The 24,284-nt window shown below is 64.0% G+C and carries 24 protein-coding genes and 2 tRNA genes; 11 read left to right on the top strand and 15 right to left on the bottom strand.

Going from position 1 to position 24,284, the window contains the following annotated elements; translation table 11 throughout:
• Nucleotides 1-323: 323 nt before the first annotated feature.
• Together QX034_RS25705 and QX034_RS25700 are read right to left on the bottom strand one after the other, a co-directional pair.
• Nucleotides 324-926 carry a TMEM175 family protein gene (locus QX034_RS25705; protein WP_315705141.1) on the bottom strand — a complete coding sequence of 201 codons (603 nt, stop codon included), beginning with the start codon at nucleotides 924-926 and terminating at the stop codon, nucleotides 324-326.
• Nucleotides 927-1,076: 150 nt separating this feature from the next.
• Nucleotides 1,077-1,868 carry a hypothetical protein gene (locus QX034_RS25700; RefSeq protein WP_316167062.1) on the bottom strand — a complete coding sequence of 264 codons (792 nt, stop codon included), beginning with the start codon at nucleotides 1,866-1,868 and terminating at the stop codon, nucleotides 1,077-1,079.
• 235 nt (nucleotides 1,869-2,103) lie between these two features.
• Between QX034_RS25700 and QX034_RS25695 the strand changes: the two genes are divergently transcribed.
• Nucleotides 2,104-3,999 carry an acyltransferase family protein gene (locus QX034_RS25695; RefSeq protein WP_316195970.1) on the top strand — a complete coding sequence of 632 codons (1,896 nt, stop codon included), beginning with the start codon at nucleotides 2,104-2,106 and terminating at the stop codon, nucleotides 3,997-3,999.
• Between the two features lie 2 nt (nucleotides 4,000-4,001).
• Here QX034_RS25695 and QX034_RS25690 read toward each other — a convergent pair whose 3' ends face one another.
• A complete protein-coding gene (locus QX034_RS25690) occupies nucleotides 4,002-5,900 on the bottom strand; it encodes an acyltransferase family protein (protein WP_316167064.1) in 1,899 nt (632 codons plus the stop codon).
• Between the two features lie 196 nt (nucleotides 5,901-6,096).
• Nucleotides 6,097-6,182, bottom strand: a tRNA-Tyr gene (locus tag QX034_RS25685).
• Nucleotides 6,183-6,395: 213 nt separating this feature from the next.
• On the opposite strand from QX034_RS25685, the gene rlmB reads away from it, so the two are divergent.
• A complete protein-coding gene (gene rlmB / locus QX034_RS25680) occupies nucleotides 6,396-7,235 on the top strand; it encodes a 23S rRNA (guanosine(2251)-2'-O)-methyltransferase RlmB (protein ID WP_316195969.1) in 840 nt (279 codons plus the stop codon).
• Between the two features lie 36 nt (nucleotides 7,236-7,271).
• Here the strand turns inward: rlmB and QX034_RS25675 are convergent, their stop codons facing one another.
• Both QX034_RS25675 and QX034_RS25670 read right to left on the bottom strand, forming a co-directional pair.
• Complete coding sequence (locus tag QX034_RS25675) at nucleotides 7,272-7,733, bottom strand: hypothetical protein (RefSeq protein ID WP_316195968.1); 462 nt, start codon at nucleotides 7,731-7,733, stop codon at nucleotides 7,272-7,274.
• 61 nt (nucleotides 7,734-7,794) lie between these two features.
• Nucleotides 7,795-8,253: a hypothetical protein gene (locus QX034_RS25670; RefSeq protein WP_316195967.1), complete on the bottom strand. Its 459-nt coding sequence runs from the start codon at nucleotides 8,251-8,253 to the stop codon at nucleotides 7,795-7,797.
• Nucleotides 8,254-8,595: 342 nt separating this feature from the next.
• Here QX034_RS25670 and QX034_RS25665 point away from each other — a divergent pair, with 342 nt between their 5' ends.
• Together QX034_RS25665 and QX034_RS25660 are read left to right on the top strand one after the other, a co-directional pair.
• The gene (locus QX034_RS25665) at nucleotides 8,596-9,090 is read left to right on the top strand and encodes a hypothetical protein (RefSeq protein WP_316190366.1); all 495 of its coding nucleotides are present in this window, start codon (nucleotides 8,596-8,598) and stop codon (nucleotides 9,088-9,090) included.
• A 193-nt stretch (nucleotides 9,091-9,283) separates the two neighbouring features.
• Nucleotides 9,284-9,358: transfer RNA gene (locus tag QX034_RS25660), tRNA-Thr, on the top strand.
• Between the two features lie 491 nt (nucleotides 9,359-9,849).
• On the opposite strand, the gene QX034_RS25655 is transcribed toward QX034_RS25660, so the two are convergent.
• Nucleotides 9,850-10,179 (bottom strand): hypothetical protein, encoded by a 330-nt coding sequence (locus QX034_RS25655; RefSeq protein WP_315768144.1) that lies wholly within the window; start codon nucleotides 10,177-10,179, stop codon nucleotides 9,850-9,852.
• 121 nt (nucleotides 10,180-10,300) lie between these two features.
• Between QX034_RS25655 and QX034_RS25650 the strand changes: the two genes are divergently transcribed.
• Entirely contained in the window at nucleotides 10,301-10,519 is a 219-nt protein-coding gene (locus tag QX034_RS25650; protein ID WP_315705468.1) for a helix-turn-helix transcriptional regulator, read from the top strand.
• 850 nt (nucleotides 10,520-11,369) lie between these two features.
• Here the strand turns inward: QX034_RS25650 and QX034_RS25645 are convergent.
• The 3 genes from QX034_RS25645 to QX034_RS25635 form a co-directional block, all read right to left on the bottom strand.
• Nucleotides 11,370-12,002, bottom strand: coding sequence for a DUF2147 domain-containing protein (locus QX034_RS25645; protein ID WP_316195964.1), 633 nt, complete (start codon nucleotides 12,000-12,002; stop codon nucleotides 11,370-11,372).
• Between the two features lie 4 nt (nucleotides 12,003-12,006).
• Nucleotides 12,007-12,669, bottom strand: coding sequence for a DUF3313 domain-containing protein (locus QX034_RS25640; RefSeq protein WP_315705132.1), 663 nt, complete (start codon nucleotides 12,667-12,669; stop codon nucleotides 12,007-12,009).
• Nucleotides 12,670-12,837: 168 nt separating this feature from the next.
• Entirely contained in the window at nucleotides 12,838-13,416 is a 579-nt protein-coding gene (locus tag QX034_RS25635; RefSeq protein ID WP_315705131.1) for a TetR/AcrR family transcriptional regulator, read from the bottom strand.
• 333 nt (nucleotides 13,417-13,749) lie between these two features.
• Between QX034_RS25635 and QX034_RS25630 the strand changes: the two genes are divergently transcribed.
• Nucleotides 13,750-14,304, top strand: a complete 555-nt coding sequence (locus QX034_RS25630) for a hypothetical protein (protein ID WP_315729721.1) — start codon at nucleotides 13,750-13,752, stop codon at nucleotides 14,302-14,304.
• A gap of 360 nt (nucleotides 14,305-14,664) precedes the next feature.
• The gene (locus QX034_RS25625; protein WP_315705129.1) at nucleotides 14,665-14,919 is read left to right on the top strand and encodes a hypothetical protein; all 255 of its coding nucleotides are present in this window, start codon (nucleotides 14,665-14,667) and stop codon (nucleotides 14,917-14,919) included.
• A 147-nt stretch (nucleotides 14,920-15,066) separates the two neighbouring features.
• On the opposite strand, the gene QX034_RS25620 is transcribed toward QX034_RS25625, so the two are convergent.
• The 4 genes from QX034_RS25620 to QX034_RS25605 all read right to left on the bottom strand — a co-directional run bounded on the left by QX034_RS25620 (nucleotide 15,067) and on the right by QX034_RS25605 (nucleotide 17,527).
• Entirely contained in the window at nucleotides 15,067-15,306 is a 240-nt protein-coding gene (locus QX034_RS25620; protein ID WP_315705128.1) for a hypothetical protein, read from the bottom strand.
• A gap of 206 nt (nucleotides 15,307-15,512) precedes the next feature.
• Complete coding sequence (locus tag QX034_RS25615) at nucleotides 15,513-16,226, bottom strand: porin family protein (protein WP_316195962.1); 714 nt, start codon at nucleotides 16,224-16,226, stop codon at nucleotides 15,513-15,515.
• Nucleotides 16,227-16,528: 302 nt separating this feature from the next.
• A complete protein-coding gene (locus QX034_RS25610; protein WP_315741368.1) occupies nucleotides 16,529-16,924 on the bottom strand; it encodes a hypothetical protein in 396 nt (131 codons plus the stop codon).
• A gap of 189 nt (nucleotides 16,925-17,113) precedes the next feature.
• Nucleotides 17,114-17,527: a hypothetical protein gene (locus QX034_RS25605; protein ID WP_315705126.1), complete on the bottom strand. Its 414-nt coding sequence runs from the start codon at nucleotides 17,525-17,527 to the stop codon at nucleotides 17,114-17,116.
• 292 nt (nucleotides 17,528-17,819) lie between these two features.
• Between QX034_RS25605 and QX034_RS25600 the strand changes: the two genes are divergently transcribed.
• A complete protein-coding gene (locus tag QX034_RS25600; RefSeq protein ID WP_315705125.1) occupies nucleotides 17,820-18,371 on the top strand; it encodes a tetratricopeptide repeat protein in 552 nt (183 codons plus the stop codon).
• 160 nt (nucleotides 18,372-18,531) lie between these two features.
• Here the strand turns inward: QX034_RS25600 and QX034_RS25595 are convergent, their stop codons facing one another.
• Nucleotides 18,532-20,106, bottom strand: coding sequence for a S10 family serine carboxypeptidase-like protein (locus tag QX034_RS25595; protein ID WP_316195961.1), 1,575 nt, complete (start codon nucleotides 20,104-20,106; stop codon nucleotides 18,532-18,534).
• Nucleotides 20,107-20,357: 251 nt separating this feature from the next.
• Between QX034_RS25595 and QX034_RS25590 the strand changes: the two genes are divergently transcribed.
• The 3 genes from QX034_RS25590 to QX034_RS25580 all read left to right on the top strand — a co-directional run bounded on the left by QX034_RS25590 (nucleotide 20,358) and on the right by QX034_RS25580 (nucleotide 24,193).
• On the top strand, nucleotides 20,358-21,020 hold the full coding sequence (locus QX034_RS25590) for a hypothetical protein (protein ID WP_315705123.1): 663 nt from the start codon (nucleotides 20,358-20,360) through the stop codon (nucleotides 21,018-21,020).
• Between the two features lie 13 nt (nucleotides 21,021-21,033).
• The gene (locus QX034_RS25585) at nucleotides 21,034-23,187 is read left to right on the top strand and encodes an adenylate/guanylate cyclase domain-containing protein (protein ID WP_315741372.1); all 2,154 of its coding nucleotides are present in this window, start codon (nucleotides 21,034-21,036) and stop codon (nucleotides 23,185-23,187) included.
• A gap of 226 nt (nucleotides 23,188-23,413) precedes the next feature.
• Nucleotides 23,414-24,193 carry an NAD kinase gene (locus QX034_RS25580; RefSeq protein ID WP_315705121.1) on the top strand — a complete coding sequence of 260 codons (780 nt, stop codon included), beginning with the start codon at nucleotides 23,414-23,416 and terminating at the stop codon, nucleotides 24,191-24,193.
• Nucleotides 24,194-24,284: the final 91 nt, after the last annotated feature.

Genomic DNA, 24,284 nt, shown 5'->3' with positions numbered 1-24,284 from the left:
CCGTCTCAACCTCTCCTGACGCGCGGGGCAATCTGTCCTGTGGGCGCGGGAACCCGGGCGCCCCCTTCCGTCTGGCCTCGGGCGTCGCCGCCCTTTCGGCGCGTGGCACCGCACGCTATATTGAGGGGCCCATCAACAACGAAAGGAGGTGATCCAGTGTCTTATACCAAGCGCTGTCACCTCGCTGGGATCGCCCGCTGAGCATGTTTTGACCGCATGATTCGTCTGGATCATGCGCCGGCTCGGCACTCGGGGCGATCTCAGCCCTGGACCAGCGAGTTCAAGAACCGAGCGCGGCGGGCGCAAGCCCGCCGCGTTTTGCATCAGCCACCGCGGACAGCCTGTTCGCCACCGGGCCGAGCGCGCACGAAACGCCGGGCCAAAAGCCCCCCGAACCCAAGCAGCCAGAAATACTGGACATAGCCAGGCAGGAACGCGGCGATCACCGTGCCTGGAACGAACACCAGGACCGGGAAGATGGCGCCGGCGATCTCAGCCGGACGGTCGCGGCCGGCCGTCCACCAGAGCACGGCGTTGAGGGCGGCGATGGTCGTCAAATGCGCGCCGTAGAGCACGGCGACGGCACTGCTCAGCCGGTAATTGCCATAGAGCCCGTTCGTCACCGGCAGCAGGACAATCGACAGCAGGAAGAACAGATTGAGGATGACGGTCCCTCGCCCGCCATACGGCTGCTGGGCGAGACGGCGGTGATGGCTGACCCAGAACAGCCCCGCAATAATGAAGCTTAGAATCAGAGCCGAGAGCCGGCCGGAATAGACATGGACCAGATCGTCCCAATTCGGCAGCTTGTCGAAATTGGCCTTCGGCAGATCGTAGGCCAGCAGGGTCATCGCCACACCGAAAATGGTGTTGGATAGCGATTCCAGCCGGCGCATCTCGAACAGTTCGGACTCGGCTTTGCTCATGATCGAACAGCGCGGCAGCACGCAGCAAGGGCTCGGCCCCGCTGGAACAGCGAGGACTCTCGTTCCTTATAGCAGCATGCTCCCGACTTTCCGAAACTCGCGCGGCAGCCCCGGCACCTTGCGCGGTACCGGCAGGCGCCCGCCCCGCTACTAGCGGCAGGCGTATGTATGGCCGTCGAAGCCGAGATAGCTCTTGGTCGTGGGATTGTAGCTACGATAGTGCGTGCAAGCTGGAACAGCCGCAGCGGTCTGGAGCTTGGCCTTGGCGTCGGCTGGCGGCTTTGCCGCCGCAGGCTGAGCCGGCTTGACCATCGCAAGCCGCTTGGCCAGCGCAGGGACCAACTTGGCCTCGCCCGCGCCATGCTCGGTTGCAGCGGCGTGACCACCCGCCTTCTTCGATCCACCCGCCTGCGCTACGGCCTTCTTCTCGGACGACACGGCAGGCTTGGCAGCAGCCGGTTTTGCCGCCGCTGCCGCCGCCTCCCTCACGGGCTTGGCAGTCGCAGTCGCGGTCGTCTCCGCTGCCGCAGCCTTCGGCACTTCCTCCTTCGCCGCAGTTCCGGTTTCGATCGTTGCGGGCTTCGCTTCGGCCGTGGAGTTCTCGGGCGTCGCGGCCGACTTGTCCGCCGCCGCCGGCTTGGCGTCGGTCGTGACCGACTTATCGGCGGACGGAGCCTTCTCATCCGACGCGACCGGGGCGTCGGCCGGCTTCTTGATCGCCTTCTTGCACTCCAGCGGGAACACGAGTTCGCCGGATGCCGTCAGGCCGATCGGCTCGCAGCCGCCGAACGGACCACTGTCCTTGGCTGTTTCGCCGGGCGATGCCGGCGGAGCGCTTGGGGGATCTGCGGTCTCGGCCCACGCCGTCCCGCACGCAACTTTAAGTAGAATAGCGCCGCCAATTATTACGGCACGGCCGGCCTTCGGACTCGACTTACGCATGACACGACACTCTACAAACTGCCAGGGAGCAAAGGCCAACATGGCATTGGGGCAAGTCTGTGAACGCAAGCACCAAATCGTGAGCGGCAACGGCGATCGCGAGCCACTGTGCTGATTCTGCAATACTCGCGGTGCGCGTGTGCCAATGAGGGTGACGTATTCGTCCTGTTCAGGGTAACATGTTGCAGCATGTGTCCCGACCGCCAGGGGCAACATTTCCGCTGTGGACCGTGATTTGAGCCCTCTCTCCTACCGACCGGATATCGATTGTCTTCGAGCGTTCGCGGTCATTTCCGTGATCGCCTACCACTACGACATCTCGCCGTTCCGAAGCGGCTATGTCGGCGTGGACGTCTTCTTCGTGATCTCCGGCTTCTTGATCACGCGGATCATACGGGCCGAGGTTCTCGCCGGCACCTTCTCCTTCGCGAACTTCTATAAGCGACGGGCGCGCCGCATCCTGCCAGCCTCGTTCGCGATGCTTTGTACGGTGCTGGCCTGCTCCAGCGTCCTACTGCTGCCGCAGGATACGGTCTCCGTTGCGAAACAGGCGCTCGCCGTCGTGACCTTCTCCTCCAACATCCTGTTCTGGTCGCAGCAGGGTTATTTCGACGCAGCGGCCATCACCAAGCCGCTGCTGCACACCTGGTCGCTTGCGGTCGAAGAGCAGTACTATCTGCTCTTCCCGGCCGCCGCGGTCGCGGCCTTCGCGCTGCGCCGCTCGCTGACGCTGTTCGGCTTCGTGATCGCAGCGCTTGCATCCTTTGCCATCTGTGTCCTGCAAACACGGCTACAGCCGGCAGGCGCATTCTATCTGTTGCCGGCGCGCATTTGGGAATTCGCGCTTGGCGCACTGCTGGCCATCGAGGCATTGCCTGAGCCTCCCACGCAACGGCTGAGGATCGTAGCGGCCGCGCTCGGGTGGATTGCGCTTGGCGCGGCCGTCAACGTGTTCTCGCCGCGAACGCCCTATCCTGGACAAGCCGCATTGCTGCCTTGTCTCGCTACTGCCGCGGTGATCTGGGCCAATCCGGCGCCGAGCAAAGCCGTGCTGATGGTCACGAAGCCGATGATCACCGTCGGGCTCTGGTCCTACTCGCTGTATCTCTGGCACTGGCCGCTGTTGTCTCTGGTCTATGCAGTCTGGGGACCGCCGACGTCCGGTTTCGACAAGTTCGCACTCGTCGTCTGTTGCACGGCGCTTTCGGTCGCAAGCTACTATCTCGTCGAACGGCCCGCACGTCGGGCCGAGTGGCGCATCACATGGCGGGCGCTCGGCGCGACGGGCATTGCAGCCATCGCCTTTGCGGCCGCGATGATCTGGTCCGCCGGCCTGCCGTTCCGCTTCTCGCCACAGGAGCTGGCGATGGCGAGTTTCCTCGATTACGACTATCGACCGGTCTACGAAGATCGCTCCTGCTTCCTGGATCCAACCCAGACAGTCGAGGAGCTCTCGCCCTCGTGCATCGCGGCCGGCCCCAGGCCCAACGTTTTCGTATGGGGCGACAGCCACGCCGCGCACCTCACCCACGGCCTGCGACAAGCCCTCCCGCCAGGCAGCGTCCTGAGGGCAACCATGGCCCAATGCCTTCCCGCCATCAGCTACGGCCAGACGGAGCGATGCGCTGCCTTCAACCGCAAGGTTCCGGCCTTGATCCGCGAGATCAGGCCGGACGTCGTGTTGATTTCGGGCGGTTGGGCGCGCTCGGTCGAAGCTGAGGAAACACGCCGAAGCCTGCTCGCGGCGATTGCCTCGATCACCGCCTCCGGAAGCCGCGTCGTGCTGGTCGGCCCGAGTCTGCAATATGACACGGCCCTGCCGCGCCTCGTCGTGTCCGCAATGCACTTCGGCGCGGCGCCGGACAGTCATCTGCTCCCCTTCGTCGAGAGATCGGATGATATCCTGCGCAACATGCTCAAGGACGTGCCGCTGACGGAGTATGTGTCACCGTTCCGCCTCCTGTGCCCGCCAAACGCACCTTGCCCGGTCGTCGCGACAGGGGCGCCGATCGCCTGGGACCAAGGTCATCTGACCGCGGAGGGCTCGGTGTTGCTCGCCAGGCGGATTGTGGACACATCGACGGCATTGCAGTCGGTCTTGGAACGGGCGCCAACGGCCGAGTCCCAATGAGGCTATTCGCCCGAGAGAACCTTGGCGAAGATGGCGCTGGCCCGCGCTCCCATCCGTTGCGCGCCGGCGACCGTGAAATGGCCGGCGTCCTGGAAGAGCCAGACATCATCGCTCACGACGGGACAGTCCTCGTCGCAATAGATCTCGGACGGCCTCAACAGCGTCACGTTCGTGTCGCTCGCCAGAGCCTTGCCCAAGGCCTCGTCGATGGCGCTCCCGTCCGCGATCGCCGCTTGCTTCGGTAGCGGCTCGCATGGCTTCGGCAGCCTGTGCCAGATCGGCCCGGGCATCATGCGCAAGCGATCAAAGCTGCAATCAACGGGCCGGACCTGCGCCCCGATCACAAGGAAACGGCGTCCCGGGCGGTCGAGAAAGCGGATGGTGGCGGCGACATGATCGGCCAGATCGGCGGCTGACATCGGGACATGCGCTCCGCTCAACATCTCAAGATAGACCTGCCAAGCCTGCCCGATCACCACGACCTCGGCCGGCGATTGCTTGACGCGCGCGAGCTCTCGGTCGCGATGCTCCGCGCATGTCTGCGCGCGCGGCCCTGGCAGGGTGACGTCAAGCAAGACGGGGCAGCCACCGATGGTCGAGGTGTGGCCCGCCATCGCACGTGCCTTCAGCGGGCCATCCAACGCAGCGACATATTGCTGCACAAAGGAATCCCCAACCAGTTCGAGCGAACGCGATCCGCTGGGATCGCCGAACGCGCAACTCACATCGGTTCTTTGCCGACAAACGTTCAAGCCAAAACTCTGCAGCTTCAATAATGCAAGCCGGTCGGCCGGCATCCGCGACATGATGCCATCGGCTCTGAAGCTTCCATAGGTGATCGCCACGCAGGCGGCGATCACGACGCCGAATCCGGTTGCCTGCTTCCATCTTGCCAGCTGCAGCCGCCGCAGCGGCTGCTCGACTGTGAAGAACAGCAGAGCCGTGAGCGCCGCCATGACCGCAAGCTGGGCCGCGATCCCGCCTGGCGTTTCCGCCGGATCCCCGAAGATGAAGCGCGCGAAGAAGATCACCGGCCAGTGAACGAGATACAGCGAATAGGAGGCGCGCCCAATGGCAAGCACCGCTGGGTTGGCGAGCAGGCGGATCGGCCGATTGGCTGCGACGATCATCATGGTCGCAATGCACGGCGGCAACGCAGCGATCCCCGCGGCCTCCTGAAAGCGGCCGATCAAGAACAGGCTGCCGATCAGCACGACGTAGCCGACGGCCGCAACGACGGCGCGCCCCACGGACGATTTGGCGAGCGGCCGCTCCAGCTGAATGGCAAGTGCCCCGAGCACGAATTCGAACACACGGAAGGGCGTCAGGAAGAACACCGCCCCGGGATCGCGCGGCAACCAGATGATGGCGGCCAGCAGCGACATCAGCCCGGTCAGCCCAATCGCGGGAAACGCGTAAGCAGTCCGGCTGAACAGAACCAGAAGCAGCGGCGAGACGAGATAGAACTGCTCCTCGGCCGATAGCGACCACAGATGCAGCAAAGCCAACTGGTCCGCCGTCGGCGCAAAATATTGGTTCGCCTCGCGCCAATATTGGATGTTGGAGATCGACAGCAGGCCGTGCGTTGCCTCTTTGGCGAGCTGGCGCAGGAACTCCGGCGCCAGAAAGAGCCAGCCCGCGACAAAGGTCAGCATGATGGTGGCGATCAAGGCCGGCAGGATCCGGCGCGCCCGCCGCAGGTAGAACTCGGCGAACGAGAACCGCTTCGCGGCGATGTCGCGCAGGATATGGCCGGTGATCAGATAGCCGGAGATGACGAAGAAGATGTCGACGCCGGCAAAGCCTGCTTCGAACCCGCTGATGCGCAGATGGAACAGCACGACGATGCCGACCGCGATCGCCCGCAGACCATCAATATCTGCCCGATACCAGCGTCCCACCGCCCACCACTGCGCAATACCGAGCGGTCGGTAAGCACATCAGGACACAAATGGCAATATCTGGATACAGTTGGCTCCATCAAGCCCGGCGGCTTGGCGGCGCCATTGCCGAGCAAGTTCGGCCAAATTTACCCGAGCCTACCGACATTCGGAGAACGGATTGTCCGAAAGGCTTGACTTGAGCTACCGGCGGGGTTGGTGGGGGAGGCAGGACTCGAACCTGCGAAGCCATGAGGCGGCTGATTTACAGTCAGCTCCCTTTGCCACTCGGGACACTCCCCCGTTTCAATGGCATCGGCGGCCTTCCGCAAAGAGCGGCGTTCGACCATCAGCGCCATAAAGACGGTAAGGCCGCGGGGGCCCTCAAAGCGGGCGCGCGCGGCCGGGGCCGTTATGGTCGAAGGCGGACCGCAAAGTCAACCAAGGGAATGGCAAATTTCCGGGTCCCACACTGCCAAATTGCCAGAATCTGGTCCGCATGACACAAGCCCTTTCATGAAAGAACGCGATCGAAAGCCCCCCGCCCGGCGCCCCGGTGGTAAACCAGCCGGCAAATCCTTCGGTAAACCCGGTGGTTTCGGCCGGCCGCCGGCGTGGCGCGAGCGCGGATCCGATCATGACGGGCCGGTGATCCTCTATGGCTGGCATACGGTGAGTTTGGCGCTCGCCAATCCGCAGCGCCGGATCCGCAAATTGTATCTGACCGAGAATGCCGCACGCCGGCTCGCCGAGGAACAGATCCCGACCCGGGTGACACCGGAGATCGTCCGCCCCAGCGAGATCGATCGCCAGCTCGGGCCTGATGCGGTGCATCAGGGTCTGCTTGCCGAAGCCGATCCCCTGCCCTCGCCCGATGTCGAGACCCTGGAAGCGGCCGGCATGGTCCTGGTCCTGGACCAGATCACCGATCCGCACAATGTCGGCGCCATTCTGCGCTCGGCCGCGGCGTTTGGGGTGAAGGCGATCGTCACCACCGCGCGGCACAGCCCGGAAGCAACCGGTGTGCTCGCAAAGTCCGCCTCCGGCGCATTGGAGCTCGTGCCGATCGTCACCGTGCAGAACCTCGCCCGCGCGCTGAGCCGACTGAACGAGCGCGGCTTCCAGACCGTCGGCCTGGACAGCGCAGGATCCGAGAAGCTCGCCGCGATCGAATTGCGCCAGCCGCTCGCGCTGGTGCTCGGCGCCGAAGGCAAGGGCCTGCGGCAGCTGACCCGCGAGACCTGCAGCGTGGTGGCGCGGCTCGACCTGCCGGGCGACATCAAGAGCCTCAACGTCTCCAACGCCGCAGTGCTGGCGCTTTATATCGGCGCCAGCCAGCTTGGCCTGATGCCCTGATCCGCACGGCGGCCGCTGAAGCTCGTGCATCCGCGATCAGTCGTAGCGGCGCAGCACCGGGCGGCCTTGATAGTACCGCGAATAGCCCCAACGATACGCCCTGTGATGGCGGTAGCCGTACACGGCGGGGCCGGAGACGCCGGCGCCGCGATAGTAGTGCCGGTAGCCATAACCATAGGCCGGCAGCGCAGTCTCCCTGTAGGCCGGATAGGGCGCGAAGGCGCCCGGGCCGCTGTAGGTCGGGCCTTGGTTCACGTAGTAATATTGGGTGGTCGGCTCGACCAGGCGCTCATAGCGCGCGCCACAGGCGCCGCAGCCGGAGTAAGTGTAGGTATAGGTCGGCTGATAAGTATAAGCGGGCTGATAGACGTAAGCCGGCGCACAGGGAGCGTAAGCAGGGCACGCCCCGCAGGTCGTAAATCCGCAGGCCGCCGCGGGCGCGGTGCCCACGACAGCAAGGCCAAGAACGGCAACAAGTCCTGAAATCGTTTGACGCATTACTCTCTCCTGTCGATCAGCTTTTTATTGATCTCGTTTTATTGGTCTCAAACCCTCGCCGTTACCGGCGATAGTCCATCGGCGGGCCGCCGAAATCGCGCTGGCCCCCAGGCGGCGCCAGAATCACCGCAGGTGGGTACATCGGCACCTCCGGCTGCGGCGGCTGCATCATGGATTGGGCGCCCCATGATCGATGATAGCTCTCCGCCGGCTTCGGCAATTTGCGGTTGGCCGGCGGCTCGATCTCCATCCGTCCATAGCCCGGCTTGGAGCCGAGGCTCGGATAGTAGTGGCCGACCGGCGGCTCCGAATCGACATAGCGGCCGCCATAGATGGTGGGCTGCATTTGATAGCCGCGGCCAAGCCCGAATTGCCCCTCGACCACGGCGTAGGATGCATCGATGCCGTTGATGATGATCGGTACACCCGGGCGCATGGGCCTGACGATCTCGAACCCTTCGCTGGCGAAGGATGCGGAGACCGTTCCGATCAGAATGGCCAAAGCCATGGTAAAACGCATTGAGTTCACGTCCCGGTTGTCCTGTTCAAATTACCTCAATGGCCGCCGATAAGGGTTAAGGGCGCACCTCGATCTGGCGGTAAGCCTAACGCGGCGGGCATTCCTCCCGAGTTAATGCCGCCGATCGTCGCTGCGACCTAATTTCCCATTTCGCCGAGAAGCGGTTGTGACGCATGCGTGCGCGTGTTTGCGAGAGCGCGCCTCGCGCCGACAAACGCCGGGCGACGAGCGCCGCGGCAATTCGCAAAGCGCCTCACGTCGGTTTGAACAGCCGGAAATCGAACCCCGGAACCGCGGTCCGAGGTTGCGCTTAGCAGGCGGGGCACAACGACGGAGTAGTCCATGAATAAGATCGCTATTGTCGGGGCGGTGACAGTTCTCGCGACGGCATTGTCAGGGCCGGCGCTGGCCAAGCACGTCAAGGAACACCGCCACATGGTGCGCGAGCAGACCATGCGCGAGCGGACGCAGACCATGCCGCAGCAGGCCAATGCCGGCTGGAACAATGGCTGGAATAGCGGCTGGAACAACGACGGCTGGGATCGCCGCAGCAGCGGCTTCTGGCCGGCCGATGTCGCCGCGGGCGCGGTCGGAACGGCTGCCGGAATCGCTGGCGTCGCAGTCGGAACGGCCGGCGCGATTGCCACCGCTCCATTCCGCACGGCCGATGCGTATGCCTATGATCCCGGCCCCTATCACTACAGCCAGCCAACCTTTGACCGCGGCCCGAACGGCTATTACGGCGATTGGAACAGCTATGCCACGCGCAACGGGCTGGCCTGCCGGCCCGGGACGATGTTCAAGGGCGCCGACGGGGCCATGCACCTCTGTCAGTAACGAGGTCGCAAGGCGCGATCGAAGCGCTTCGGCGGAGGGCGGCGCACTGGCCGCCCTCCAGCCTCAGCCCCCAACCCGATGGCAGGACGGGGAGTAGCCTCGCCACGGCAACTCTGCTAGGAACTGCGCCGACGCTCGCCCCTGCCAGCGCAAGCTGAGATCCGGAAGGCGGCTTGATCCAGACGATGCGTTCGCCGGCTTAGCTCAGCGGTAGAGCAGCGGTTTTGTAAACCGAAGGTCGGGGGTTCAATCCCCTCAGCCGGCACCATCCTGTTCATCCGCTGCCATCAACGAAAATCCACAGCCATCCGAAAGCAAAGCACAGTCAATGGCGTAGCTATCTGACGCCACCGAAATGCTACCAAATCCCTGCGATGGCATTTGATGACAAGCCTGGGTGACGGCCCAGATGACGGTACGAGACTGCCCGCGTTGACCGCGCTCCGACCGGGCGAGTTGCGTCAGTTGCGACGGAGCTGGGTTAGTGCACACGACAACGCCCCAGCCATTTCGCTGCCGGCCGAAATCATGAAGATGCGTCGGCCGCGCGTGTGCCCCTCAACAGCCAAGCGGTCGCCATCCCCGGCGAGTTGCGCGAGCTGACCGGCAGAAGCGAGTTCGTGTTTCCGTCCTCGCGGTCACACATGCGGCCGATGAGCAAAGGCACCCTTGGCGCGGCACGCCGCGGCTTGGGTATTGAGGGCTCCACTTTGCCACATTCGTTGGGCTTCGCCGCCCTGCAAGCCCGTCTCTGGGATGTCAAGCTTGCCGCACAGTCTCCACTTCATGGCGACGCATTATGCCATCCAAATTGGACAGGCGCTCATAGACAGCGCGCGCCGCATGTCGCGCACCTTCGTGTTTATAGGCATCAGCCAGTTCCAGCAGGCTCCCTTCCGCCTCCATCGCCTGGGCGGTCCCGTAATGGTCTTCCGACAACATCCAATACATCTCCATCGCCTGCCACAAACAACCTTCATGGCGGTACTGGTGCGCCATGGCCAAGAGATCATCGAGGCTGCGGTGGATCGTGTCCGATCGGCGTTCTTGCCAAAGAGCGATCTGCCGTGGCGATTGTTCAAGCTCCATAGCCTCCTCCTTCTGTCAGGACGTTGGTCGAACCGTCAAAAAGCAGGACAACCCTACATGATAGTCTTGCACCGTAGCAACCTTTCGTAAGGTCGCATTTTGTTGCACCTTGTTGCGCTCTGTGCGCAGGCGGGCTGGGCTTAATCTACAAAGGATAAGGCGCGACAAGGGGTTCTCGCAGGAGGAGCTTGCGCACTGGGCACGCGTCCACCAAACCTGTTTGTCAGGCGTAGAGGACGGCAAGCGCAATCCATCGATCGGCGTTTTGGAACGTGTCGTGGCTGCGTTGGGCGTCGGCACGGAAGAGCCATTTCGTCGGCCGCGCGCCGAACGACGATAGCTCCAGGCGTCCTCGAAGGTGCGTCCGCCCGAAAGAGAGGCGAGTAGACTGCTGCCCCTTTATCTGAGGGACTGAATCTGAGGGATCGAAGCCCCCTGCACTGATATGCTGAGGTGCGCGCTGATCAGCGCGAGCGCATTGACGACTATCTGGGGTGGACCAATGCCGCACGAGACCACCACCATCACCAAAGACGTATGGGCGGCCTTCTCTCCTTGACCCGCGGGGACATTCGATTGGCGTGATGGCGGCGGTCGAGCCCAACTCGCCGGCTCCTTTGCTAGCGCCGTCGATTGTCGCTCCGCCAACACTTCCGGGCTGGTGCTAGCGATCCCGGTCAGCGCGTTCGATGGCGCCAGGCTTGTCGACCTGCCGGCCCTTCGAGGCGCTTGCTACCGAGATGACGTCCGAACCTGACGCCGGACGTTTGGCCAAGGCGGGCTCGGGCGACCGCTAGCGGCACCAGCCAACCTCGCGCTATTTCTCCGCAAACAGGGTTGGCGAACCCGCTCCCGGCCCACTCCGTTCATCCGCGGGCATCAGGCCCATCTGCACGGCATTCTTGCGGGAGATCATGGGCGCCGTCGCCGTCTCGACGGCTTGGCATGGCGCAAAGAGTGCAGTGACCGAAGCCGCAGATGGGGACGGACACGAGTCGGCGATCTTGGTCGAATGGACCGCCCACCCGGCGCCAGCAGCAACCGCAGCGATGGCGATGGCTGCAACAATGCTCTGTCTCATGGCGACGCTCCTCATCGCCCCCACTCGGAGAACCCAATGCCCCGCTGCGAGTTCCATAGATGTCGCCGCGGCCGCGCGGCAGAGCAACTCAAACGCCAAATCCACGACACTACCGCGCTCGCGTCTTGGCGGCAGTCGCAGCCGGCAGCCGCGGCGCTGCCCATTCGGGGTCGGCGACGGGGCCAGTGGGATCGCCGGTCGGCCCGAGCAATTGGCCCGGCGCCGCGTCTCGCGTCTGGGTCCAGCTCTGAGTGGCGCAAAATAGCCCGAGCAGACAGCCCTTCACGGCCAATCGGCCCGGGCTGTCGCGCCAGACCGAGACGCCGTAGGTTTTGCCGTCCTCGGCATTGTACACCTCGCCGGCGTAGCGGCCGTCGGCGGTTGGCTTGAGACCGAGCAGTATCTGATGGCCGAGCAGCGCCCGCGGCCGCTTGGCCGGATCAGGATTGAGCCGATCGCGGAATGGCTGACCTCTGCTGTCCACCAGCTCCTTCATCCAGACGACGTAGCCGCAGATGCGCTCGGGCGCGGCGCCGCAACGTTCCAACCGCACCCGGGCGCGGCCATCTTCAGTCAGCCAAGTGCCGCCGGGGTCGCTGACGGTCGCGGCCTGGCCTCGTCCTTCGGCCACCGAGAGCAGCATGCTCAGGGCAAGACGCAGGACCACACGCAGCAGGAATCCTATTTTCACCTCGATCGACCTTGTCCTTGTGTCCGCCTCGAGCCATGCGCTGCCTCGCATGCGCTCACCTGAGCTGGGCGAGGAGCGCATCGGCCCCCTTGTCGACGCCCGCCTCCGCAGCTGCGAGCGCACCGACACTGGCCTGGATGTCGTAGGGACTGGGGTATTGCTTGCTGACGAAGGCACTCAGGAGCCGCCCGCTCGGCGCGTCGAGAATCTCGACCACGTAGAACACCGATCCGGTCAGCAGCCCCTCGCCGTCGCGCGCGGTCTGCACGCCGTTATAGACCGCACCTGCCAGATCGAAGCGCGACATGGTCCCCAACACGGGCGTGTTGGTCACCGCACCGGTCAAGGTGAGCCGCACGCGCAACGTGTTCGGCTGGCGCTGGCTCACGGTCGCAAAGCGCGTACTCAGTCGCTCCAGAAAACGCGCCCGCATATAGGTGGCGAGCTTCACCTTGTCCTGCTCGGGCATATCGCCGAATTGGTGGTCGCGGCCGCGATAGATCACGACCGGATCCAGCATGACCTTGTCGTAACCGCGCCAATCGACCGGCGCAGCGTAGCGATACGGCACCCGTCCCGAGGTATCGGATGCGTTCGGTGCGAGGTAATGCGCCGATGCCACTTCAGAATAGGCCACCGGGGTGACGCTATTGCATCCTGCCACGGCGGCGGACCACAGCAGCGCCAGGACGCTGCGGGTCCGGATTGGACCTTTCATCTTCCCTCCAAAACGCGAGATGGCCCCTGCGGCAGCATCCTGATGCGCCGCATCATAAAACCGACTAGACGGTTTGTAAAGTGCCAGAGAAGATGCCGGTTGTGTTTGGCTGCAGCACACGGGGCTCCGATCAGGCGCCCCAGCTCGCAACCATTGAGCCAAGAGGCCTCAGGAGGCTGACGTCTGCTCCAGGGCGGTCCACTGGGTGTCGTCCGCCAGGCGGCCGAACAGCCGTTCCATCTCCTCGTCCGCAATGGGGGAGATCCGCAGCATCGCCATCAACGCCAGGCCGCGCGCCGCCGCCCAACGCAGGACTGCAAGGTCCGGATCGGATGCTTCCGCCCTGATCTCGGCGACTCGCTCAGCGTCTCCAGCGCGCGCGTCCGCCAGCAGCCCTGGATCCTGGGCCAAGGCGCCCAGCATCGCCTGGGCGACTGAGAATTGCTGCGCGATCAGCTCACGCGAGGTCGCGATCTGCGTCGCGAGTTCGGGCTGTTTCGTGGCGCCGGCCGTCTTGCGCCTGAACTCTTTGGAGAACTCGCCGAAATGAACGAACTGCTGCTCGAGCAGCGCCCTCAATACCGCTTCCTTGTTGCGGAACTGATGCATCAAGCCGCCCTTGCTCAAGCCGCTCTCGCGCGCGATGGCGTCCAGGGTCAGCCGCCCCGGCCCGTCGCGTGCGATGATGGTGAGAGCAGCCGATAAAGCCGCTTTGCGCGACCGTTCAGAACGGGAAGGATTATCCATGATCCGGCTTGGAGAAATGGCGAGGCATTCACGACCTCGCACTTGATGGAAGCGAGCTTGGCTCGTCAAGACACCAGAGAGCCGCCGTGCATTGTGCGTCCCAGCGCGGTTTGGAACTATTCCGACGCGAGCGTGTTCAGCTGGGCTGGTGATCGTTGGGGGCGCAATGGGGACGGGAATGCGGCAGTCGTACTGCCCCATTTCATCCGCAACATTCATTCATCCCCAGAACTCACTGGCCCGGCTACTTGATCTGGGCCGAAGACTTTGCTGCAATCACAGCGCGAGGCTGAGGGGTAAAGCGCCATGGGGTGGAAAGAGGAACGCGACGCCTTGATTGCGCAGACGTTGGCTTTCGTCGAGCAGGTCACGGGCAAACCCGTCGATTTTGCCCAGTTGGCTCCCCCTTCGATACCTGTCAGCGCCCCCCATCAGCCATCGGCGGCACCGGTGTCGACCCCGCCGCAGTCCGGCGCAGGCGGGAGCGAGCCCGCTGGGTCCGAGTCCGCCTCTGCCCCGGCCGAACAGGACATCCTCGCTGTAGAGGGATCTGTTGAGCTAAGCGCAGCAAATGATGCGGGCGAAGCGGTGTCTTCATCATCGGCACCGGAGCCGGATAGCTCCAACCCATCCGAATTCGCTCCGGTCGCGGACGAAGGACCGGCTGCCGGCTCGTTCCGGGCCACGCCCTTCAAAAGCACGCCTTCCCCTGCCCTTACCGCACAACTCGGCATTCAGCGGAACATGCAGGACGAAATCCGTGCCCGCATCGCGAGCTTTCGCGCCCATCAGGAGCGCTTCAACCGAGAGCGCCAGGAATATTTCACCACGACCTTGGCGCGGCTGCGCGCGTCGATCGAGCAGACCTCGCGGAACGACAACAAATAGCGTGACGCTTTGCGCGAGACCGTCTCTTGCGTTCGGGAGACCGAATGGATGAAAGCGATCGCCCTAACGCGCAGATAGCCAAGCGCAAAGCAGCGCCACATTGGCCGCCAAAGCCACCAGCAGCCCGAAGGCGAGCGTCAGCTGTATTCGCCCGCAAAAGATGTGGAGGTCGGTCCCCATGGGGTTAACCATCCGGCGATTCTAGGCGACGAGTCCCAGAGATTCTTTTTTCCAAAATTTAGGACTCGTTTACGACTCGCCGAACTGGAAATCGCCGCTTTCCTGCCCAAGCCCCGCCTGCGTCTCGGCGCAAGCTTTGTTCATCCTCGGTTCATCTTGAGTCGACCGGAGCCGTTCAGAATGCCCTACGCGCTGTTTTGCAACGAAGCCAAGTTGAGCAAGGCCTATCCGACCGAGGCCGACGTCTGGAGACTGGCCCGGCAAAGCGGACTTGTGGTTGACGTCACGACCGGTACGCGTCGCTCTGACGTCCACCTCTGTCTCGACAACGACTACGAGATCAGGCCTTGTGCCGTCGAGCCGGAAGAAGATCCGTGGCAGAATTGCGCAGAGGCCGAGCAGCAGCTGCCGCTCCACATCCCATTTTCATCTTGAGCGCTGCTTCGCCCTGAGCGCTGCGAACCCTCCCCCCCCTGGGAGGAATGCTCCGAGGGAGATCCAGGGGAGAATAGAAGAGACACTTCAACCGCCCCCGGACAGCACAGGCTGTCCGCGGTCGATCCACCGCAGCGGTCGCTCGCCTTACGGCGTCGCCGTGGCCAGCGACGCCTGCTCGGCAGGAAGCGCGACGCATGTCCGCTTGCGGCTCAGGCCGCGGATGACGCCCGTCACCTTCAGCACCTTGCCCGGCGGGCACGATGCGTTCTGGACGAACGCGACCTCATAGGGCGCCAGCATCAGCGGCTCGGACTTGAGAATGGTTTGGGCAGAGCACGGCAAGGCTGCCGCGGACAACAACAGCACCGACACCAAAATACGCATGGGGGATGATCCATCAGACCGGCGGCCCCATAATAACCGATCGTCGGCTAAAGTTTCACGAAGCTTTGAAAAAATTTTTGCAGCGGCGAAGGAAGCCCGCCGTGACGTGGGCAAATAGCGACAGCAAAACGCCCGCGAGGGTCGCGGGCGTGAGCAATTTCCTGGCTTAGGCGTCGAGCCGGAGGACCCAGCAGCCGTCGTGACAATCAGTACTTGCTGGCAACCGGGCCGCCCCATCCGAAGCGGTAGTTCACCCCGACCTTGACCGTGTGCTCGTCGCTGTTGAAGCGGCTGCCGACGATCGGCGCAGGACCGCCCGTGAAGGTCGTATTGCCGAAATTGTAATACTGATACTCGGCCTTTGCCGACCAGTTCGGCGCGAACATGTATTCGAGGCCGCCACCGACGGTGTAGCCGTCCTTGTGGTTGCCGTTGGTGGTAAAGGCCGCAGGGATGCCTGCCACCGAGACGCCAAGGCCATTGCCGTCACGCCAGGCATAGCCGCCCTTGGCGTAGAGCAGCGCTGGTCCCCAGGTGTAGCCGATCCGGCCGGTCACCGAGCCGAGTTGGTCGGCACCGGTCGAGGTGACCACGGTCGCGCCGGGGAAACCGAAATTGGTCGTGTTCCGGTCCATCCAGCTGTACTGAGCCTCGATGCCGAGCACCCAGTTCGGCGCGAACTGATAATCGAAGCCGCCCTGCACACCGCCCAGGAAACGGCCGTTATTGCCTTCCAGGCTGTTGCTCTGCGAGAAGGCGCCGCCGAGATGGCCGCCGATATAGAAGCCGGTCCAGTTATAGATCGCCTGCGGCGGGGCATAGACAGGCGCCTTGTTATAGGTGCGCGCAGGCATGTCGGCGGCGAAAGCCGGGGCCGCCAAGGCCGACAACGCGACAGCACTTAACAAAACTCGTTTCATCGAAAGTCCCCGTTATTCAGTTGCGACATCTATCGAACATCGTGGCCGCATTTGGGTTGCCCGATGGCGCTGACGCAGCTGTGAATGGGCGGCGCCTGTCACCCCCGGGCAACAAAGGCCTTTTGTTCCATAGGCTTCCCGAATTTTTCGTGAAGCGCGCCCTGCCACAGGTTTGGTCCGGCAAAGGCGGGATTTGTTCAACCCCTCCTTTAATTGTGATGCGTGGTGGGCGAGCGCAAGGAGCGCCCCCGAGAACGAGGCAAGCCTCGACAGCCAAGGATGGCTCGCGTTAGAGCCCGGCCCTAGCGGGTCATGGCCGCCAGTTCCGGGAAGGGCGCAAAGGTAACGCCGGCACAGAGTTCCCCGGCATTCTCGACCACCCGGTCGAGCCGTCCGTCGACATAGACGATGGCCCGGTCGCTCGATGGACCATAGGAACCGTCGGTGTCGCGGGCGGAATATCGCAGACAGCTGACGTAGCGCAGCCTGCCGCCGACGGTCCGCTGCACCGGCTCGGCCATCGCCGTGTCCTGCAGACCGACCGGGTTGTTCAAATAGGTCCGCATGAACGCCAGGATCTCGGCGCGGTAATTGTTCGGGAACGGCTGGCTGGAAATCCCGCGGTCGCTGGTAAACGAAAGCGTGTTGCTGCTGTCCCCGTCGGTGACACAGGCCGCAAGCAGCAGCGGCAGCAGCATCACCAAAGCCCTCGGCGATATCACCTGGCTCGCCCCGTTCAAGACTGAGATTCGTCGCCCGGCGTTCTAAACAATCCGCGACGCAAAGGAAATCGGTTCTGATCGAAGCCCCCCGCCTCTGTCGAGCGCACATGCTGTGCGCCCGACGACAGACCCCAACTCTTCATGGTTGGCCGAAGCTAGCCGATCTCAGCCGCGGCGGGCTGTCGGCGACACCGGCCTGAAACTGACCTTCGGCATGGCCTTGTGGCTGGTCTTGTTGAACCCGACCTTGGCCTTCGGCGCGCCGTGCACCTTCATCGAAGCCCGCATCGCATTCACCTTCTTGTGATGGCGATGGGCGTAATGCCGATGCGCGCGGTGCTGGCGGGTCACCTTGGTCGGATTGGCTTGCGACTTCGCGACAGTCGAGTTCACGCCGCCGGTCTTCGCTGCCCCGGCATTGGCCGTACCGGTGGTGAGCTGGGTGTTCGGCGCGGTTTGGGTTTGAGTCTGAGCCTGACCGGATTTGGGGGACACGTCCGTCTTCGCGCGGCCGGCGGCAACGGCGGGCGCAGCCAGGATCGATGCGGCGAGCAGTGCAACTGACATCTTCTTCAGCATGGTCATCTCCTTCGGATGGATCTGAGAGGGACCGGCCCGATCAGCCGGCCTCATCGATCATGCAAAGGAGCGTAAGGCGCCTGCACTGAACCCATCCTGAAGCGGGTTTCAGCCTAGCGTTCATGTTGATGACTGACTTGTTACCTAAATGACCGCCCTGTCACCTTCCCGCCGGTATAATGCACAGATCGCGGCGCAAAATCCGCGCAAATAGCCGGGAATATTTCCGCGCTGCGAAGGTTCATGTCGCAGTTGTTACCGTTGGATCGCCAATCGAACTCGGGAGAGATGAATGAATAAGTCTGCGATCAGGATTGCCACGCTGGCGCTGTTCTCGATGGCCGTGGCCTCCGGGCCGCTGCTGCTGTCGAAGGCGTACGCGGCGGGCAGCGACACCCCGTCGGCGCCGCCGGCTTCTGATTCGACGAAGAGCAAGAAGAAGGGCGACAAGAGCTCGAGCATCGAGGATCCGAAATTCCTTGCCGCCTATCGTACGGCCTACACCACGATCTACGACCGCGGCGATTACGCCTCGGCGATCGAGCAACTCAAGGCGTTGCATCGGGAAGACGTTGCCGACGTTGCCAACCTGATCGGCTACTCCTACCGCAAGCTCGGCAACTACGAGGCCTCCAAGCAGTACTACGAACAGGCGCTGGCGGACGATCCGAACCACGTCCGCACCTGGCAGTATTTCGGCTTGTGGCAGCTCGAACAGGGCAACCGCGAACAGGCGCAGTATCACCTGGGCAAGGTGGCGCAGCTCGCCGGCACCAACAGCTACGAATATCGCTCGCTGGCGGCCGCCCTCGAAAAGCAGCCGGGCACCGGCCTCGTCTACTAAGCGCCGAGGTTCCTTCCTCGTCGCCTCCTTGAAAAAATGGCGCAACCTTCGGGTTGCGCCATTTGTTTTGCGGCATCGGATGTTTTGCGGGCATCGGATCGACCCGATCCGATGCCCGCGATGCGAAGGCCGCAGGCACCGAAACGGCGCGTGATTCCCCCTACTTCATCAGCGCTTCGACCTCGCCGCGGAACGCGTGCCGCGAGTCATCGCGCGAATAAAACATGTGGCCGCCGGGATAGACCACGAGCTTCGTCCGTGGCGGCTGCGCGAAGGCCGGCAGCTGATCGAGCTTGATCTTCGATCCGTAGTACGGGGTCGCCAGGTCGAACAGGCCGTGGCCGACCAGGAGCTTCAATTTCGGATCGAGCGCGAGGATCCGGCGGAGATCGCCGACGGATTCCGTGGGATGCAGGCCGCGGCCGAAATCCCAGGCCTTGTTCACCGAACCGCTCAACAGCTCATACGAGCCGTCCGGCCGCCAATTGAGCTTGCGGGTGGTGAGATCGACGATCGCGCTGGTCATCGGCGCGGTCAGCCCATCGCCCGAGGGATCACTGAAATGATAGAAGCTGGAATCTGGATAGGGATCGAATCCCAGCACCGAGGCGTCGTAACGCCCGGTGATCTTGCCATCGCGCCGGTCGAATTCACGACGAAACTCGGCAATGTCGATGCGGCCTGCAAGGCGCCGGCTGACTGAAGGCTCGATCCCGGTGAGGCTCGCGACCTTATCGGCAAGCCGATTTGTCGCATCGGCATCCGCCTCGCCTTTGACCAGATCGAGCAGGAAGTCGCTGCTGGCGTACCGCTCGACATCTGCGAGATCGGCACGCGTGACCGGGCCTTTGAGCTGTCGTGCCACCGCCGCGAATGTGGGCAGGCTCGCGACATATTGCAGGAGGCTCGATCCTGAATAGTCGCGGAAATCGAGGACCGGCGAAATCAGGATCAATCCCTTGATGCCGACCCCCTGCTCGTTCTGCAGATTGCGCACGAGCTTCGGCCCGCGGATGCCGCCATAGCTCTCGCCGACCAGGAATTTCGGCGACGAGAGCCGGTCATGCTTTTCCAGCCAGCGCCGCACCACCAGCGCCAGCGAGCTGACATCGCCGTCGACCGAGAAGAATTTCTTGCGCACGTCTTCGCCGGTCGCCACGAAACGGCTGTAGCCGGTGCCGACGGGATCGACGAAGACGAGATCGGTGAAGTCCAGCCAGGTGTCGGCATTGGACTCTAACGCGGGCGGGCTCGACGGGGTGACGCTGTCGGCGTTCATCGGCAGCCGCCATGGCCCGGTGTTGCCGAGTTGCAGCCAGGCCGACGCCGCTCCCGGCCCGCCGTTGAAAAAGAACGTGACCGGACGGCTTGCACGATCGGAACCGTCGAGCTGATAGGAGGTATAGGCGATATCGGCCTGCGGCTCGCCCTTGTCGTCGAACAGACGAATCGAGCCGGCCGTGGCGGTAAAGGCGAGCGTGCGGCCCGGCAATTCGATCTTGTGCTTGGTCGTGGAATCCGGCGGCAGCTTGTGCTGTTCGGCGGCGGAGGGCGAAGCCGGCGTGTTGGCGGCGCGGGCCCCGGTCGAGCCCGCCCGGGGTCCAGCCGGCGTTGTCGTCTGCTGCGCTTGAGGCGGTGGCTGGTCCTCCGCGCGCGCAATTCCTGCCCAGACCAACAGAGCGCCGGCGAAGGCCGCACAGCCGGCGCGTTGCAACTTAGAACTCGAAACCACCATGTCATTCCTCCAGGGGGGGACCACCTCCCCTCACTACAGCGGCACTCTTGCGGCCGAAAGTTACGATCTCTTACGACAGATGAATGAAGCTGTGCGGCCAACCTAAACCATGTCGTCCACCCGGACGGTCACATCGAGGCGAGTGCCCGGTGCGATCGGGTATGGTATGCGCTCGAACCGATCGCCCCTTTGTCGCGTCTAAATCCAGGGGCATCGGGGATCCCACCTGCCGCCGCTCACGGAGTTCATGAATGAAGACAGCGCCGCTCATGGTCGCGGGATGGATCGCTCTGGCGACGCCGGCCTTCGCCGCTCCGCCGGTCGCGTTGGTCGAGGAGATCCAAGGCGACGTCACCGGGGCGGAACTGATGGATTATGTCGTCCCAGGACAGCACATCAAGCTCGGGCCAGACGGCGCGCTCGTGATCAGCTATCTGAAATCCTGCCGCCGTGAGACCATCGGCGGACCGGGCGGCGTCACCGTGGGAGTTGGAGAGAGCAAAGTCGAAGGCGCCACGCTCAAGAACGACATCGTCAATTGCGATGCTGCTCACGCCGAGGCTACCGCGCCCGAGACCAGCGAGGTCGCAGCAACCATCGTCCGCGGGATCGCTCCTGACAGCGCCCCGATCGCGCAGGCGATCGTCTATGGCGCATCGCCGATCTTCGAGGTCAACGGCCGGGGCATCCTGGTGGTCGAACGCCTCGATCAGCCCGGCGACCGCCAGCAGGTCGAGATCTCCGGCCGGCAGTTCAAAGGCAGGTTCTACGATTTCGCCGGCACCAGCCATCCGCTGACGCCGGGCGGCACTTACGTCGCGAGCTTCGGAACCTCGCGCATCGTGTTCCGGGTGGATCCGCAGGCCAAGGCCGGCCCGGGACCGGCGGTCGGGCGCCTCATTCGGATGAATTGATGGAAGCGGCTCCGTGACGATCGGCCGCCGGGCGCGCGACACGCTTGCCGTTCTAGCGATCGCTCTCGTGAGCGCGGCTCTGTTCGTCTCTCCCGCCTTCGAGCGTGGCCGCGGGCTGTCGCTCGACATCCTGACCTGGCTGCGCTTCGAGGCGTTCGGCAACCGGCACGCGCCGGAGGAAAGTCCGAGCGTCGTGGTCGCGATCGACGAGGAAAGCTACGCGACGCCGCCGTTCAGCGGCTCGCCGCTGCTGACCTGGACCGGAGAGATCGGCCGCGTCCTCGGCGCGGTGATCGATGGCGGAGCAAAGGTGGTCGGGTTCGACATCGTCTTTCCGACCTCGATCGAACAATCCGAGATCCCGCTCGGCGACAGCACCTTGGGCGAGAAGACCCGTGGTTTCGATCGCGAGTTCCTGCGTGCCCTCGCCGCAGGCGCCGCCGCCGGCAAGGTCGTGCTGGGCGAAGTGTTCGCGGAGCAGCCGATCGTGCCCTCGCCGGGCCAGCGCATCGCCGTCCGCCGGCAGCAAAACCTGCGCCCGCTCAACACCTATACCGATAGCGACGACGTCGTGCGTCGTCACCCCCTGACGGTCGCCGTCGATGGCCTGAGGGTGCCGAGCCTGGCGCTGGAGCTGGCCGCACGCGCACGCGGCAACTCACCCGCTATCGATGCGGACGGGACGGTGCGCCTCGGCGATATCGGCACGGCCGGTCGCATCGCCAATACGATCACGTTGAATTTCGCCGGCGGCGCCGACGACATCCCGACCTATTCCTTTGCCGACCTGCGCGCCTGTGCGGTTAACGGGGACAAGGACTATTTCCGCCGCGAGTTTGCCGGCAAGGTGGTCCTGATCGGCACGGTCGGCATCGAGGACCGCCGTCTGACCTCGAAGCGCTTCGCCACCCGGGCCGAAGGGGCACGACGGCCGCGCTGCGCTCTGGCCGAGCGAAAAACCGCAGCGACATTCGCGCGGAGCACGATCGCGGGCGTCTATATCCACGCCACCGCGATCAACAACCTGATCCGGCACGAGGCCGCAATCGAGCTTGGATGGCCCAGCACATTCGCACTCACCCTCGCCTTTGCGGTTCTTGCCGCCGTGCTGGCACGCCTGGCCAAGCCCGCCACAGCCGCAGCCGCGCTGTTGGGGCTGGCCGTGCTCTATACCGGCCTCGCAACAGCACTGTTCAACCACGCCTATGTTCTACCGCTCGGCGAGCCGTTCGGGGCCGCAGCGCTCGCGCTCGCTGCCATCATCGGTTATCGATTCATGGTCAGCGACAAGGACCGCAGGCTCCTGCAGAAGAGCTTTGCCTATTACCTCGCGCCGCATCTGATCGACCGCATGCTCGTCTCCCACAAGCTGCCCCAGCTCGGCGGCGAGACCCGCGAGATCACCGTCTTCTTCTCCGATATCGAAGGCTTCTCGCAGATCGCCGAGCGGATGCCGCCTGCGGCGCTGATGGCGCTGACCAACGAATACCTGTCGGCCATGACCGATGTGATCGAGAGCCATGGCGGCTACGTCGACAAATATATCGGGGATTCCGTGGTCGCCGTGTTCGGCGCACCGATCGACGACGCGCGCCATGCCACCAATGCGGCGCGCGCGGCCCTCGCGTGCAAGGCGCGGCTCGACGAGCTCAACCAGACCTCGGCCGCGTTCCAGGGCATCAAGGTAGCCCAGCGCATCGGCATCAACAGCGGCGAAGCCCTGGTCGGCAATTTCGGCTCGCAGCGTCGTTTCAACTATTCCGTCATGAGCGACGCGGTGAATGTGGCCTCGCGGCTCGAAGGCGCCAACAAGTTCTATGGCACGGTCATCATCGCCTCGGACAGCACCGTCGCAGCCGCGGGCGCCGAATTTGCCTGGCGCGAGCTCGACACCGTCAGGGTCAAGGGCCGCGAACAGTCTTTGACGATCTTCGAGCTGGTCTGTTTCGCGCAGGAGCTGACGCCAGAGCAGAAGCGCGTGCTCGCCGATTATGCGGCAGGTCTCGGACATTGGCGGGCCGGCCAATGCGAAGAGGCCGTCGAGTGCTTCGCACGCTCGGCCGATGCCGACCGTCCCAGCGCGCTGTTCGCCGAACGGGCCCGCCAGGCCGGGTGCGAAGTCCCCTGCCCCGGCTGGGATCCCGTGCGGAGCCTGCAGGAGAAATGACAAGACCATAACAGGGCAAATCCAAGGAGTTCGTCGCGCCGCCGCCGGCCTGAAAACCTGGGCAAGGCAACATTCCGCACCGCAGCCTCATTCCCGGCCGGCAGGGCACGCAATGCTGCCCGATGGTCGTGAAAGAACGATTCGCGGCCCGGTCATCTCGACAACCAAGGCCAAGGTCGGTTAGACGACAAACCAACCGAAAGCCGACCAGCGAGCCTGCGACTGCATGACAACGCCCAAGCGATATGAGCGCATCGCCTTCGTCGCGAGCTCGAGTGCCGAAGCCCAGGCCGCGCTCAAGCAGCTTACCGAACTGTACGGCAGTTGCGATCCCACGACGGCCGACGTGGTGGTCGCGCTCGGCGGCGACGGGCTGATGCTGCAGACGCTGCACGAACACATGCGCACGGGAAAGCCGATCTACGGCATGCATCGCGGCACCGTCGGGTTCCTGATGAACGAGTTCAGCACGGTGGACCTTCGCGAACGCCTGGCCGCGGCGCAGGAATCGCTCATTCACCCGCTTCTGATGCGGGCGACCGATGTCGACGGCACAATTCACATTCATCACGCCATCAACGAGGTGGCCCTGTTCCGGCAAAGCTATCAGGCCGCGCGGCTGCGCATCCTGGTCGATGAGCGCGAACGCATGCCTGAACTCGTCGCGGACGGCGTGCTGGTTGCAACCCCGGCAGGCTCCACGGCCTATAATCTCTCGGTCCAGGGCCCGATCCTGCCGATCAATGCAGCCCTGTTGGCGCTGACGCCGATCAGCGCCTTCCGGCCGAGGCGCTGGCGCGGCGCGCTGCTGCCGAACACGGCCTACGTGATCATCGAGGTGCTCGAGGGCGACAAGCGGCCGGTTGCGGCGGTCGCGGATCATGACGAAGTGCGCGACGTGCGTCGCGTCGAGGTGTTGTCCGACAAGACCATCTCGATGCGGATGCTGTTTGATCCCGGTCACAGCCTCGAAGAGCGCATTCTGCGCGAACAATTCGGTTATTGAGCCGCGCGCTGCCGGCGGCCTTCGACGCTTTCGTCTGCGCCGCAAACCGTTCGTTAACCCGCGAACCTTTATGGTTAATGCAGGTATACCG

This window comes from Bradyrhizobium sp. SZCCHNR3119 (assembly GCF_032487775.1).
Taxonomy (GTDB): domain Bacteria; phylum Pseudomonadota; class Alphaproteobacteria; order Rhizobiales; family Xanthobacteraceae; genus Bradyrhizobium.
Note: the sequence above shows the minus strand (reverse complement) of the source record. Positions and strands in the feature narration are given on the sequence as shown.